Annotated in this window: 14 protein-coding genes; 10 read left to right on the top strand and 4 right to left on the bottom strand. The window is 52.1% G+C overall.

The window, feature by feature from the left end; genetic code table 11:
• Positions 1–130 precede the first annotated feature (130 nt).
• On the top strand, positions 131–1561 hold the full coding sequence (gene proY, locus J1782_RS23335) for a proline-specific permease ProY (protein ID WP_165059282.1): 1431 nt from the start codon (positions 131–133) through the stop codon (positions 1559–1561).
• Between the two features lie 79 nt (positions 1562–1640).
• Here proY and ggt read toward each other — a convergent pair whose 3' ends face one another.
• The 3 genes from ggt to J1782_RS23320 form a co-directional block, all read right to left on the bottom strand.
• Complete coding sequence (ggt, locus tag J1782_RS23330) at positions 1641–3392, bottom strand: gamma-glutamyltransferase (protein WP_152327852.1); 1752 nt, start codon at positions 3390–3392, stop codon at positions 1641–1643.
• 267 nt (positions 3393–3659) lie between these two features.
• Positions 3660–4262, bottom strand: coding sequence for a peroxiredoxin C (locus tag J1782_RS23325; protein WP_013576674.1), 603 nt, complete (start codon positions 4260–4262; stop codon positions 3660–3662).
• A gap of 221 nt (positions 4263–4483) precedes the next feature.
• Positions 4484–5065, bottom strand: a complete 582-nt coding sequence (locus J1782_RS23320; protein ID WP_217154045.1) for an ACP phosphodiesterase — start codon at positions 5063–5065, stop codon at positions 4484–4486.
• Positions 5066–5200: 135 nt separating this feature from the next.
• On the opposite strand from J1782_RS23320, the gene queA reads away from it, so the two are divergent.
• From queA to secF, 5 genes are all read left to right on the top strand, one after another.
• Positions 5201–6271 carry a tRNA preQ1(34) S-adenosylmethionine ribosyltransferase-isomerase QueA gene (gene queA / locus J1782_RS23315; RefSeq protein WP_152327854.1) on the top strand — a complete coding sequence of 357 codons (1071 nt, stop codon included), beginning with the start codon at positions 5201–5203 and terminating at the stop codon, positions 6269–6271.
• 114 nt (positions 6272–6385) lie between these two features.
• A complete protein-coding gene (tgt, locus tag J1782_RS23310; protein ID WP_152327855.1) occupies positions 6386–7510 on the top strand; it encodes a tRNA guanosine(34) transglycosylase Tgt in 1125 nt (374 codons plus the stop codon).
• A gap of 163 nt (positions 7511–7673) precedes the next feature.
• The gene (gene yajC, locus J1782_RS23305; protein WP_013576670.1) at positions 7674–8006 is read left to right on the top strand and encodes a preprotein translocase subunit YajC; all 333 of its coding nucleotides are present in this window, start codon (positions 7674–7676) and stop codon (positions 8004–8006) included.
• A gap of 27 nt (positions 8007–8033) precedes the next feature.
• Complete coding sequence (secD, locus tag J1782_RS23300) at positions 8034–9881, top strand: protein translocase subunit SecD (RefSeq protein WP_152327856.1); 1848 nt, start codon at positions 8034–8036, stop codon at positions 9879–9881.
• Between the two features lie 10 nt (positions 9882–9891).
• Entirely contained in the window at positions 9892–10863 is a 972-nt protein-coding gene (gene secF, locus J1782_RS23295) for a protein translocase subunit SecF (protein ID WP_165059286.1), read from the top strand.
• 80 nt (positions 10864–10943) lie between these two features.
• Here secF and J1782_RS23290 read toward each other — a convergent pair whose 3' ends face one another.
• Positions 10944–11519, bottom strand: a complete 576-nt coding sequence (locus J1782_RS23290; RefSeq protein ID WP_165059288.1) for a DUF3251 domain-containing protein — start codon at positions 11517–11519, stop codon at positions 10944–10946.
• Between the two features lie 161 nt (positions 11520–11680).
• On the opposite strand from J1782_RS23290, the gene nrdR reads away from it, so the two are divergent.
• From nrdR to nusB, 4 genes are all read left to right on the top strand, one after another.
• Positions 11681–12130: a transcriptional regulator NrdR gene (nrdR, locus tag J1782_RS23285; protein WP_104923087.1), complete on the top strand. Its 450-nt coding sequence runs from the start codon at positions 11681–11683 to the stop codon at positions 12128–12130.
• Positions 12131–12139: 9 nt separating this feature from the next.
• The gene (ribD, locus tag J1782_RS23280) at positions 12140–13288 is read left to right on the top strand and encodes a bifunctional diaminohydroxyphosphoribosylaminopyrimidine deaminase/5-amino-6-(5-phosphoribosylamino)uracil reductase RibD (RefSeq protein ID WP_217153984.1); all 1149 of its coding nucleotides are present in this window, start codon (positions 12140–12142) and stop codon (positions 13286–13288) included.
• A gap of 138 nt (positions 13289–13426) precedes the next feature.
• Positions 13427–13897 (top strand): 6,7-dimethyl-8-ribityllumazine synthase, encoded by a 471-nt coding sequence (gene ribE, locus J1782_RS23275; protein WP_101075472.1) that lies wholly within the window; start codon positions 13427–13429, stop codon positions 13895–13897.
• A gap of 20 nt (positions 13898–13917) precedes the next feature.
• Complete coding sequence (gene nusB, locus J1782_RS23270) at positions 13918–14331, top strand: transcription antitermination factor NusB (protein ID WP_101075473.1); 414 nt, start codon at positions 13918–13920, stop codon at positions 14329–14331.
• The last annotated feature ends 156 nt before the right edge of the window (positions 14332–14487 follow it).

Genomic DNA, 14487 nt, shown 5'->3' with positions numbered 1-14487 from the left:
AAATATAATTAGTCTGCTGAATGTTTCGCCAATCGGGCCACGGAGAATCTTCCGTGGCTTTTTCATTGGCAGGTAAAAAAGTTAATTTCTTAAAATACGCACTTTTGATATTTAAAAAACATACGGGTTAATGCACATGCAGCAAGAAGCTGAACAACCAACAGAGCAAAAAGAAGCGCCAGGCACGAAGCTAAAACGTGGCCTGACAACGCGCCATATTCGCTTTATGGCACTGGGATCAGCCATCGGTACCGGGTTATTTTACGGATCTGCCGATGCCATCAAAATGGCCGGACCAAGCGTGCTGCTTGCCTATCTGGTCGGCGGGATCATCGCATTTATCATCATGCGTGCATTGGGTGAGATGTCCGTTAATAATCCGCAGAGCGGGTCGTTCTCCCGTTACGCGCAGGATTATCTCGGGCCGATGGCCGGCTACATCACCGGCTGGACGTATTGTTTTGAGATTCTGATTGTCGCGATTGCCGATGTTACGGCGTTCGGTATTTACATGGGCGTGTGGTTCCCGGATGTACCACAATGGACCTGGGTGCTGAGTGTGGTGCTGATTATCGGCGCTATCAATCTGGTGAGCGTGAAGGTGTTCGGTGAACTGGAGTTCTGGTTCTCCTTCTTCAAAGTGTTCACCATCATCATCATGATCATTGCCGGTTTCGGTATTATCTTCTGGGGCATTGGCAACGGTGGGCAGGCGACCGGTATCCACAATCTGTGGACGAACGGCGGCTTCTTCAGCCAGGGCATCATGGGCACGATCCTGTCGTTGCAACTGGTGATGTTTGCCTATGGCGGTATCGAGATCATCGGTATTACCGCCGGTGAAGCGGAAGACCCGAAGAAATCTATTCCGAAAGCCATCAACTCCGTTCCGCTGCGTATTCTGGTGTTCTACGTTGGCACGCTGTTTGTGATTATGTCGATTTTCCCATGGAATCAGGTGGGGACGCAGGGCAGCCCGTTCGTGCTGACGTTCCAGCACATGGGGATTGCGGCGGCGGCAACCATTCTGAACTTCGTGGTGATCACCGCGTCTCTTTCTGCGATTAACAGTGACGTGTTCGGCGTGGGCCGTATGCTGCACGGTATGGCAGAGCAGGGGCAGGCGCCTAAAATGTTCAGCAAAGTTTCGCGTCTTGGCACGCCGTGGGTCACAGTTCTGGTGATGATGGCGGCGCTGCTGGTGGCGGTTTATCTGAACTACATCATGCCGTCCAGCGTATTCCTGGTGATTGCGTCTCTGGCGACATTCGCGACCGTTTGGGTGTGGATTATGATCCTGTTCTCCCAGATCGGTTTCCGTCGCAAGCTCAGCAAACAGCAGATTAAAGAGCTGGAATTCCCGCTACGCGGCGGCGTTTATACCTCGGTCTTCGGGATCATTTTCCTGGTGTTTATTATCGGGCTGATTGGTTACTTCCCGGATACCCGCGTGTCGCTGTATGTCGGTCTGGTTTGGGTTGTGGCGCTGCTGGTCGGTTACCGCTTCAAATTGCGTAACGACCGTAAGAAAGCAGCACTGGCGCTCAGCAACAAAGCGTAAGCAAGCACTTACCTTCCGGTAAAGAAACGCCCCCGATATCATCGAGATAGCGGGGGCGTTTCTTTTCTACGCAGGAAGATTAATAACCTATTGCTGCACCTGCCGGCCGGCGCACATCATTCGCGCCGTACAGATAACCTTCGCGCACTTTACCCGATACTGCAGAGTCGTTACCTGAAGTGGCCGGTGTCACGCCAGCAGCACCCGGCAATCCCACCATAATCAGTTCTGCTGCGCCCCACGGTGTTTGTTCAACCATTTTATAGCCCATCTTTTGCAGGATGTTCAGGCTGTCCTGAGAAACGCCACGCTGCTCGTAATAGACTTCATCCGGCAACCACTGATGGTGAATACGCGGCGCATTCACGGCTTCCTGCGGTGGCATTCCGTGATCGATGACATTCAGCGCCGTCTGCAGGGTAATGGTGATGATGCGTGAACCGCCCGGTGAACCCAGAACCATGAAGGTTTTACCGTCCTTAGTCACCAGGCTCGGGCTCATTGACGATAGTGGGCGCTTACCGGGGGCGATTGAATTTTTCGGCCCCTGCACCAGACCGAACAGATTTTTCTCACCAATTTTGGTGGTGAAATCATCCATTTCGTCGTTAAGGAAGAAACCGGTGCCCGGTGCAATGACCACAGAACCAAACAGACCATTGATAGTGTAAGTGGTGGAGACCGCATTACCCATTTTATCGACGATAGAATAATGGGTGGTTTCCGGTTTCTCGTGGGGTTCCATACCGGGCTGAACCTGTGTAGAAGGCGTGGCTTTATCCGCTTCTATTTTCTTACGGATTTCCTCCGCGTAACTTTTGCTGACCAGACGATCGATCGGGTTTTTTACAAATTCCGGATCGCCGAGATAGGTATTGCGGTCCATGTAGGCATGGCGCATGGCTTCGGTGAGGACGTGAATTGAAGCCGCCGAGTTGAAGCCCATACTTTTCAGATCATAACCTTCGACGATGTTGAGAATTTCACACATCGTCACACCGCCGGAACTCGGAGGAGGGGCGGACACAAATTTATAGCCGCGATAGCTGCAAGTGATCGGCGCGTCTTCAGTGACTTTATAGTTTGCGAAATCCGCCGCTGTCAGGATGCCGCCCCCTTTTTTTGATGCCGCTTCGACAGCTGCCGGGATTTTGCCTTTATAGAAAGCATCCGGCCCGTTTTTTGATATAGATTCCAGCGTATTGGCTAAATCGGTTTGCACCAGTGTATCGCCGGGCTGGAATGCGCTGCCGTCTTTATGCAGGAAGATACGCGCCGCTTCAGGATCTTCTTTGAAGCGGTCGACCTTGGTATCGAGAATATCGGTATCGCCACGGGTGAGCACAAAACCTTCGCGCGCCAGTTTAATCGCCGGCGCCATGACTTGCTGGCGGGTCAGTTTGCCGTATTCCTTCTGCACCGTATCTAATCCTAAAACCGTACCCGGTACACCGGCGGCAAGATAGCCGTAGAGGCTGGCGCCTTTTTTTACGTTACCGTCGGCGTCGAGATACATATTGGCGCTGGCGGCAGCTGGTGCCGTTTCGCGAAAGTTAATAAAGGTGTCTTTACCATTGGCAAGATGCACCGTCATGAAGCCACCGCCGCCGATATTGCCACAACACGGGTTGACGACGGCCTGCGCATAACCGACTGCTACGGCGGCATCAATGGCATTACCGCCCATTTTGAGAATATCGACGCCAACCTGCGACGCCAGATGTTGCGAGGTGACAACCATGCCATTTTTGGCTTCAACCGCAGGACCGGATGCGGCGTACAACGGGAAGCTGGTCAGTAAAGCCAGCGCGATGAGTGATTTCCGTAACATAGGGGCTCCTGTTTATTACCCTGTCTTATGAGTCATAACCTTCAGGTTATTGTGTGATAACGCTTTTTTGTTTTTTAATCCGGCAGTATTTCGACAAATAACTATGCAAACTGCACGCCATAATGACGCGACCGGGACGTTTTCAGCGTAGACGCAAAACAGGAATAACGGGGAGCAGGAAGAGGAAATTGTGATCGTGCCGGACGGCAGCCAAAAAAAAACGGCCAGCTAAGCTGACCGTTGATAACCGTTAAATCCGTGAAGGGATTACAGGTTTGAAGCGTTTTCAGACAGGTATTTAGCCACGCCATCCGGAGATGCGCCCATGCCTTTTTTGCCTTTTTCCCACTGAGCCGGGCACACTTCGCCGTGCTCTTCGTGGAATTGCAGTGCGTCAACCATACGCAGCATTTCGTCGATGTTACGACCCAGTGGCAGATCGTTCACTACCTGGTGACGAACAACGCCTTCTTTGTCAATCAGGAAAGAGCCGCGCAGTGCAACGCCAGCGTCCGGATGTTCGATACCGTAGGCTTTCTGAATTTCGCGTTTGATATCAGCAACCATTGCGTATTTAACAGGACCGATACCGCCTTTCTCAACCGGCGTGTTACGCCATGCGTTGTGAACGAACTCGGAGTCGAAGGAAACACCAACAACTTCTACGCCACGATTCTGGAATTCTTCGTAACGGTGATCGAAAGCGATCAGCTCAGAAGGACACACAAAAGTGAAGTCCATTGGCCAGAAGAAGATAACAGTTGGTTTGCCTGCTGTGTGTTTTTTGAAGTTGAAGTTTTCAACTACTTCGCCGCTACCAAGTACTGCTGCTGCGGTAAAGTCAGGGGCTGGGCGAGTTACCAGAACCATAAATTACTCCTTTAAGACCCTTGAGGGTGTCGTAGGTGAGTGGAAAGGGTGAACAAAACGACTGCCAGTATAGGGGCAACCCTCAGGTGAATAAACCCCTTCAGACCAATCAATCAGATAGCACTCGGCTATCAGTCTTTGACGTAAGTCTCAATCTTCTTTAACAACAATCCGCTGTTTTGCAGGGGATCGTGCCGTCACTCACAACTTTATGGAGTTATTCAGAGTTCGCGGTCTTTCGCCTGCTGCATCATGACCGGATAAAATTGCCAGAAGAGTTGCTCAAGTGCGTCGTAATTGAGCTCTATATCGTGGAAAGAGCCGCTCAGTGCGCTGAGTTTTGGGCGGCGGTTCGCCATGCCCTGCAAGACTTCGCCGATGAACGGCAGAACGGCATAACGCTCCAGCCAGCGCTGTGGCCAGATAAAGTTATTCAGGTTCTGAAAACGTTCCGGCATGCCCTGAAGCTGCGGCTCGATTTCCTGCTGACAGGCGGCGATAAAATCTTCCAGCGGCTGTTGCGGATGCAGGGAATTCCAGTGGCGCGACAGGAAGTGATCCCACACCACGTCGAGCGTAATCGGCGAGACGCGGCGGAAATCATCCCGAAAATAGCTGCGGGCAATTTTCACTTCGGGCAGGGAATCCGTCATGACATCGACGCGACGATGCATGCGGATCCCACTGACAATTTCCGGGCTGTATTGCCCGTCAGGATTGCCCCGAACAAAATCCGCCAGCAGATTGCCCAGCAGGGAACTGTCGGCCAGAGAGGCCAGATGGAGGTGCGCTAAAAAATTCATCGGGCGAGTATAACGCAGGAAAGTTGATCCCTGACAGGGCAGCGGGTGCCTTTCTTCGTTCATAAGCTTGCAGGGGATGCCCCGTCCCACTAGACTAAGCCGCCTGTTTTTGTCGTTAAAGTGAAGTGAAAAGCCATGCGTGTTGCCGATTTTTCTTTTGAACTCCCGGAATCCCTGATTGCCCGCTATCCGCAGACCCAGCGCAGCGGCTGTCGTTTGTTGTCTCTTGACGGGCCGAGCGGTGAGTTAACGCACGGCGTGTTCACCGATATTCTCGATAAAATCCTGCCCGGCGATCTGCTGGTCTTCAATAATACCCGCGTGATTCCGGCCCGCGTTTTTGGCCGTAAAGTCAGCGGTGGTAAAATTGAAGTGCTGGTTGAGCGCGTGCTCGATTCGCACCGCGTTCTGGCGCACGTTCGCGCGTCGAAATCGCCAAAGCCGGGCGCTGAACTGCTGCTGGGTGATAACGAAGATATTAAAGCCACGATGGTGGCGCGTCACGACACCCTGTTTGAGCTGCAATTTAATGAAGACCGCGATGTCTTTACGCTGCTCAATGAAATCGGCCATATGCCGTTGCCGCCTTATATTGATCGTCCGGATGAAGATGCTGACCGCGAGCTGTATCAGACGGTTTACAGCGAACGCCCGGGCGCAGTTGCCGCACCGACCGCCGGTCTGCACTTTGACCAGCCGCTGCTGGATGCGCTGAAAGAAAAAGGCGTTGAGCTGGCGTTTGTCACGCTGCACGTCGGCGCGGGGACTTTCCAGCCGGTGCGCGTTGACACCATTGAAGACCACATCATGCACGCTGAGTACGCCGAAGTGCCTCAGGAAGTAGTCGATGCGGTTCTGGCGTGTAAAGCGCGCGGCAATAAAGTGGTGGCCGTGGGCACTACGTCAGTTCGTTCTCTGGAAAGCGCGGCGAAAGCCAGTGAAAGCGCGCTGATCGCGCCATTCTTCGGCGATACTAAAATCTTCATTTATCCGGGATACCATTATCAGGTGATTGATTGCCTGATTACCAATTTCCATCTGCCTGAATCCACGCTGATCATGCTGGTGTCGGCGTTTGCCGGATACAAAAATACCATGAATGCCTACCACCAGGCGGTGGCAGAGCAGTACCGTTTCTTCAGTTATGGCGATGCGATGTTCATCAACCGTAACCCACTGGCGCCGCAGGAAGTGGTGGGTCAGTAAACCTGAATCAGCAGTTAACGGCCTGGACGCACTCGGTGTATTCAGGCTTTCTTTTCCGGGCGTCATGCCACGGACTTAACCTCATCAGACTGTTTCTCTGATGCTGGAGGCAATGTGAAATACGAATTAAGCACTACCGATGGCCGTGCGCGTCGCGGACGTCTGGTCTTTGAACGTGGCGTGGTTGAAACTCCGGCATTTATGCCTGTGGGCACTTACGGCACCGTAAAAGGCATGACTCCGGAAGAAGTCAAAGAAACCGGCGCACAGATTTTACTGGGCAACACGTTCCACCTGTGGCTGCGTCCGGGGCAGGAGATCATGAAACTGCACGGCGATCTGCATGATTTCATGAACTGGCATGGCCCGATCCTCACCGACTCCGGCGGCTTCCAGGTTTTCAGCCTGGGCGCGATGCGTAAGATTAAAGAAGAAGGTGTGCATTTCCGCAATCCGATCAACGGTGATCCGGTGTTCCTGAGCCCGGAAAAATCCATGGAGATCCAAAACGATCTGGGTTCTGACATTGTGATGATCTTCGATGAATGTACGCCATATCCTGCTGACTGGGATTACGCAAAACGTTCGATGGAAATGTCTTTACGCTGGGCAAAACGTAGCCGCGATCGCTTCAACGAGTTGAATAATAAGAATGCTTTGTTCGGGATTATTCAGGGAAGCGTTTACGAAGATTTACGAGATGTATCATTAAAAGGGCTGGTAGATATCGGCTTTGATGGTTACGCTGTGGGCGGTTTGGCAGTAGGCGAGCCGAAAGAAGACATGCACCGTATCCTTGAGCACGTTTGCCCGCAAATCCCGGAAGACAAACCACGTTATCTGATGGGCGTGGGTAAACCGGAAGATTTGGTTGAAGGCGTACGTCGCGGTATCGATATGTTTGACTGCGTCATGCCAACGCGTAATGCGCGTAACGGCCACCTGTTTGTCACCGACGGTATCGTAAAAATCCGTAACGCCAAGCATAAAGATGACACCTCGACGCTCGACGAACACTGTGATTGTTACACATGTCGCAATTATAGCCGCGCCTACTTGCATCATCTCGACCGTTGCAACGAAATTCTCGGTGCGCGGTTGAATACCATCCATAACCTGCGCTATTACCAGCGTCTGATGGCCGGTTTACGCCAGGCTATCGAAGAAGGTAAATTAGAGCAGTTTGTGACAGACTTCTACGAGCGCAAAGGCAAGCCAGTTCCGCCTTTAAACTTCTGATTTCTTTGCCGTGTCGACATCTCCACAAGGTGGTGCCGATTTTATCATTTGTTGAACCGGCATTATGGGGTATTGTGCGAGACGTTTCATCGCCAGACTCCGGCTTGGATCACTGTTATTTTCTAAAACAATTTTGCTTCACAACAACAATGAGGGAATTTAAATGAGTCTTTTCATTTCCGATGCTGTCGCAGCGACTGGCGCACCATCACAGGGAAGTCCTTACTCTCTGGTTATTATGCTGGTGGTATTTGGTCTGATTTTCTATTTCATGATCCTGCGCCCGCAGCAAAAGCGTTCTAAAGAACACAAAAAACTGATGGATTCCATCGGTAAAGGTGACGAAGTCATGACCACGGGTGGTTTGATCGGTCGCGTAACGAAAGTAGCCGAAACTGGCTATGTGGTTATCGCACTGAACGACACTAACGAAGTGATGATCAAGCGTGACTTCGTGGCAGCAGTTCTGCCAAAAGGCACGATGAAGTCTATCTAATTTTCGATTTTCCCGAAGGGAACTGCCGTGTTAAACCGTTATCCTGCGTGGAAGTATCTGATGCTGGTCGTTGTGATCATCGTCGGGCTGCTTTATGCACTTCCCAACCTTTATGGTGAGGATCCGGCTGTTCAAATCACTGGTGCTCGGGGTTCCGACGCCAGTGCAGTAACGCTGGACCAAGTCCGTAACGCTTTAGATCAAAATAACATTCAGAGCAAATCTATTGCTCTGGAGAATGGCGCTATTCTTGCCCGTTTTAAAGATACGGATGTTCAGCTTCGCGCTCGTGAAGTGCTGAACGGCGTTCTGGGCGACAAATTTGTGATTGCACTTAACCTGGCTCCGGCAACGCCGCGCTGGTTGAGCATGCTGGGTGCTGAGCCGATGAAGCTGGGCCTCGACTTACGTGGTGGTGTTCACTTCCTGATGGAAGTGGATATGGATACCGCGTTAAGCAAGCTGCAAGAACAAACGATGGACAACATGCGCAGCGATTTGCGCGACAAGAATATCCCTTATGCCACTGTGCGTAAGCTCGACAACTATGGCGTTGAGGTGCGTTTCCGTGATGCTGCGACCCGCGATGCGGCCGTCAGCTATCTGACCCCACGTCACCGCGATTTAGTCATCACCAACAGCGGCGATACTGCTGTTAATGTGGTGATGACGGATGCCCGTCTGAATGAGGCGCGCGAGTATGCGGTTCAGCAAAACATCACTATCCTGCGTAACCGTGTAAACCAATTGGGTGTGGCCGAGCCGCTGGTACAGCGTCAGGGCGCAGACCGTATTGTGGTTGAGTTGCCAGGTATTCAGGATACTGCCCGCGCTAAAGAAATCTTAGGCGCAACGGCAACGCTGGAATTCCGTCTGGTTAACACCAATGTGGACGCCTCTGCAGCGGCAACAGGCCGTGTTCCGGGTGACAGCGAAGTGAAAAATACCCGTGATGGTCGCCCGGTTGTCCTGTACAAACGTGTGATTCTGACCGGTGACCATATCACTGACTCCACATCCAGCATGGATGAATACAATCAGCCACAGGTTAACATTTCTCTCGACAGCGCTGGCGGTAACGCCATGTCTAACTTCACCAAGGATAACATTGGCAAACCGATGGCAACCTTGTTCGTGGAGTACAAAGACAGCGGTAAGAAAGATGCCAATGGCCGTTCGATTCTGGCGAAACAGGAAGAAGTGATTAACGTCGCGACGATTCAGTCACGTCTGGGTAACAGCTTCCGTATTACCGGCGTGAACGATCCGAATGAAGCCCGCCAGCTTTCTCTGTTGCTGCGCGCCGGTGCGTTGATTGCGCCAATTCAGATCGTTGAAGAACGTACCATCGGCCCGACCCTGGGTATGGAAAATATCAAGCAAGGTCTGGAAGCCTGTCTGGCAGGACTTGTGGTTTCAATTATCTTCATGCTGTTCTTCTATAAGAAGTTTGGCCTGATTGCGACCACTGCGCTGATTGCTAACCTGGTACTTATTGTGGGGATCATGTCCCTGATACCGGGTGCAACACTGACCATGCCGGGGATTGCGGGTATCGTATTAACCCTTGCCGTAGCGGTTGATGCCAACGTACTGATTAACGAACGTATTAAGGAAGAGCTTAGTAACGGACGTTCAGTACAGCAGGCTATCGAAGAAGGTTACAAAGGCGCGTTCAGCTCCATCTTTGATGCCAACGTTACGACGCTCATCAAGGTTATCATCCTGTATGCCGTCGGCACCGGGGCAATTAAAGGCTTTGCGATTACAACCGGTATTGGTGTAGCGACGTCAATGTTTACCGCAATCATCGGTACCCGTGCCATCGTAAACCTGTTGTACGGCGGCAAGCGCATCAAAAAGCTGTCTATCTGAGGAGTGCGTTGTGGCACAGGAATATACTGTTGAACAATTAAACCATGGTCGTAAAGTCTATGACTTTATGCGATGGGATTACTGGGCTTTCGGTATCTCTGGTTTCCTGTTGATCCTTTCTATCGCCATTATCGGTGTGAAAGGTTTCAATTGGGGTCTGGATTTCACCGGCGGTACGGTCATTGAAATCTCGCTGGAAAAACCTGCGGATTTGGACGTGATGCGCGCAGCGCTTGAGAAATCAGGCTTTGCCGATCCGCTGGTACAGAACTTTGGTAGCAGCCGTGACATCATGGTACGCATGCCACCGACTCAGGGTGAAACCGGCGGCCAGGTTCTGGGTACCAAAGTTCTTAGCGTGATTAACGAAACGACCAGCCAGAATGCTCAGGTGAAACGTATCGAGTTCGTCGGGCCGAGCGTAGGGGCCGATCTGGCGCAGAATGGTGCTATGGCGCTGTTAGTGGCGCTGATCGCTATCCTGATTTACGTCGGTTTCCGCTTCGAGTGGCGTCTTGCCGCAGGTGTTGTTATCGCGCTTGCTCACGACGTTGTGATCACCATGGGTGTACTCTCGTTGTTCCATATCGAAGTTGACTTGACCATCGTCGCTTCACTGATGTCGGTTATTGGTTACTCACTTAACGACAGCATCGTGGTATCGGACCGTATTCGTGAGAACTTCCGCAAGATCCGTCGCGGGACACCTTACGAAATCTTTAACGTGTCGCTGACCCAGACGCTGCACCGTACATTAATCACATCCGGTACCACGTTAGTCGTGATCCTGATGTTGTATCTGTTTGGCGGTGCATTGCTCAGTGGTTTCTCACTGACCATGTTGATTGGTGTTTCAATCGGTACGGCTTCATCAATCTACGTTGCGTCCGCGCTGGCTCTGAAACTGGGCATGAAGCGTGAACATATGTTGCAGCAGAAAGTGGAAAAAGAAGGTGCAGATCAGCCTTCGATTCTGCCGTAATCTGCCGGTAGCGTAGAAAGTAAAAACCCCGCAATGCGGGGTTTTTTTATGTCTGATTCCTAAAACTGAAAGCCCAATTTTTACTTCGCTGGAACCGGTTCTGCGGCCTGAGCGGGTTTCTGCGTGGCGACAATATTATGCAGATGAACAAAGCCCAGCGTTTCAACGGTCACCTGATCGAATTTCACCTCTATCGTTTTCACCGGACCCGGTAATAAATCCGGTTCAACCGTGATGGTCTGCGTTTGCATATCTACAGTCAGCGGCTTGCCTGTCACTGGATCCAACTGGCCCCAGTTCAGTGTGGCGGTAAATGCAGGCAGCGGCTGGCCGGCATTATTTTTAATCTCTAATACGGCCTGAACACCGCTGGCATCCGGGGCAACGCGGGTCAGTGCAAGGCTCAGTTCGCCAATTTCACTCTTCACCAGTGCAGCGCTTTTCGCCGCAGGAAGCAAATAGACCCCGTTAGTGGACTGGCGGTTCAGCGTAGTTTGCTGTTCCAGCGCTGTAGCCAGATCGGTCAGGCGGGAGAGTTTTTGGTTCAGTTGGCCTACTTCGGCTTTCAGTTCCGGTAACTTGGGATCTTGCTGTGCGCAGCCCGCAAGGCTGAACAATGCGGCAAAGGCCAGTAAGAGGCGGGGAGGTTTTGTCATATCAGAGACTTCCTTTCATCTGCCCGTTGAAACATTCGTTCCGGGCACCAATATAAGATGAGTAAGTTTAACCTGATGTCTATGAAAGTAGCGACAGCCTTTGTTGTCGGCACACTTCGGGGTAAACTGGTGTCCAATTATGCTCGCTGTCAGGAAGTGCTATGCATTGCCCATTTTGTGCCGCTGTTGATACTAAAGTCATCGATTCCCGCCTGGTAGGTGATGGATCTCAGGTCCGCCGACGCCGCCAGTGTCTGGACTGCCATGAACGCTTCACGACTTTTGAAGTGGCGGAACTGGTGATGCCGCGGGTCATTAAAAGCAATGAAGTTCGCGAACCTTTCAACGAAGACAAGCTTCGCAGCGGCTTTCTGAAAGCGCTGGAAAAAAGACCGGTCAGCTCCGACGACGTCGAAACGGCCATCAGCCACATTAAATCGCAGTTACGGGCTACCGGTGAACGTGAAATTCCTGCCAAAATGATTGGTAATCTGGTGATGGATGCCCTGAAAGGGCTGGATAAAGTCGCCTACATCCGCTTCGCATCGGTTTATCGCAGCTTTGAAGATATCCGTGAATTTGGCGAAGAGATTGCCCGTCTTCAGGACTAAGGAACGTTAATGCTCCCCGAACAGCCTGCCGGAACATCGTCTGACGAATTACACCGTGATGAACGTTTTATGGCGCGTGCTTTTGAGCTGGCGCGTCGCGGACGTTTCACCACCACACCCAATCCGAACGTCGGCTGCGTGATCGTCCTTAATGGCGAAATCGTCGGTGAAGGCTATCATTTGCGTGCCGGTGAACCGCATGCGGAAGTTCATGCATTACGCATGGCCGGTGAGAAAGCCCGGGGCGCGACCGCGTATGTCACGCTCGAGCCGTGCAGCCATCACGGGCGTACGCCGCCTTGTGCCGATGCCCTGCTGGCTGCCGGTGTGACCCGCGTAGTCGCCGCGATGCAGGATCCCAATCCGGAAGTTGCCGGGCGCGGTTTGTATCGCCTCAAACAGAACGGCATTGACGTCAGCCACGGGCTGATGCATTCCCAGGCGGAAGCCGTGAATCTCGGTTTCCTCAAACGTATGCGTACCGGTTTTCCTTACGTGCAGCTCAAAATGGGTGCGTCGGTGGATGGCAGAACCGCGATGGCCTCCGGCGAAAGTCAGTGGATAACTTCTCCGGCAGCCCGTGCGGATGTTCAGCGTTTTCGCGCAGAAAGCTCGGCGATTCTGAGCACCAGCGCCACCGTCCTGGCCGATAATCCTTCGCTGAATGTTCGCTGGAGCGAACTGGGCAGCGATGTGCAGGCGGTTTATCCGCAGGAAAATTTGCGTCAGCCGCTGCGCATTATTCTCGACAGTCAGAACCGCGTAACGCCACAGCATCAGCTGGTGAATATCCCCGGCGATGTGTTGCTGGCGCGTCTGGACACTGATACGGAAATCTGGCCTAAATCCGTCGAACAATGGCGTGTGGCCGGACGCGATAATCGTATAGATCTGGTTCTGCTGATGATGCAACTGGCAAAACGCCAGATAAATTCCATCTGGGTAGAAGCGGGGCCGCAACTGGCGGGCGCCTTATTACAGGCAGGTCTGGTGGATGAATTAATCGTTTATATGGCACCGAAACTATTAGGTAATAATGGCCTCGCGCTGTGTGAACTGCCCGGCTTAACGTACCTGGCCGATGCCCCTGAATTTGCTTTCAGCGATGTCAGGCAAATTGGCCCGGATTTACGTTTGCGCCTGAAACCAGTGTACTAAACAACACGTACTGAGAATTTTACGCCTCTCTGTCTGAATGGGTTTGAAAAGCGCATGTCCAGACAGGGTAATTTTATGATAGAATCCGCCCCCCTGCGGCGGGGGTTAGAAACTCCTGAACCCACTTTAAGGAAAACTATGAACGTTATCGAAGGTGCTGTAGCCACGCCGAACGCGCGCGTAGCGATCGCGATTGCTCGTTTTAATAATTTCATCAACGACAGCCTGCTGTCAGGTGCTGTTGATGCGTTGAAACGTATCGGTCAGGTCAGCGATGACAACATCACCGTAGTCTGGGTCCCTGGCGCATACGAATTGCCTCTGGCAACCCGTGCACTGGCTGAAAGCGGTAAGTACGACGCCGTTGTTGCGCTCGGAACTGTGATCCGCGGGGGCACTGCCCATTTTGAATTCGTAGCGGGCGAATGCAGCTCTGGCCTGTCCAGCGTTGCAATGAACAGCGAAATCCCGGTTGCCTTTGGTGTGTTGACGACAGAAAGCATCGAACAAGCCATCGAACGCGCAGGGACAAAAGCCGGTAACAAAGGTGCAGAAGCTGCACTGACCGCGCTTGAAATGATTAATGTTATCAAGGCTATTAAGGCCTGAATCTAGTTAAGGGGAAATCCGTGAAACCTGCTGCTCGTCGCCGCGCCCGTGAATGTGCCGTCCAGGCGCTTTACTCCTGGCAGTTGTCGAAAAATGACATCGCCGATGTTGAATTAGAATTCCTGACCGAGCAGGATGTCAAAGACGTAGACATTGCCTATTTCCGCGAACTGCTGTCTGGTGTGGCAAACAGTGCAGAGAAACTCGATGCATTGATGGCGCCATACCTGTCCCGCCAGTTGGACGAATTGGGCCAGGTGGAAAGAGCGATTTTGCGTCTGGCTCTGTTTGAGCTGAGCAAACGCCAGGACGTCCCTTACAAAGTGGCGATCAACGAAGCTATCGAACTGGCTAAAACCTTCGGTGCTGAAGACAGTCATAAGTTTGTCAATGGTGTGCTGGATAAAGCGGGCCCGCACATTCGTAAAAAATGATCGTCAGCCAGGGTCAGTGGCATTCATAAATGGCGACAGTCATTTTCGGTGCAATACTGAGTCTGTTGATAATCTGGTGATGTCACCTCGCTTATCCTCTGTGTGACACCCCTTTTTAAGGCCGGGCTTCCGGCCTTAAGTCATTCTAACGATTTG

The organism is Rahnella sp. BCC 1045, assembly GCF_019049615.1.
GTDB lineage: Bacteria > Pseudomonadota > Gammaproteobacteria > Enterobacterales > Enterobacteriaceae > Rahnella > Rahnella contaminans.
The sequence above is the reverse complement of the archived record's forward strand: the minus strand, read 5'-3'. Positions and strand labels throughout refer to the sequence as shown.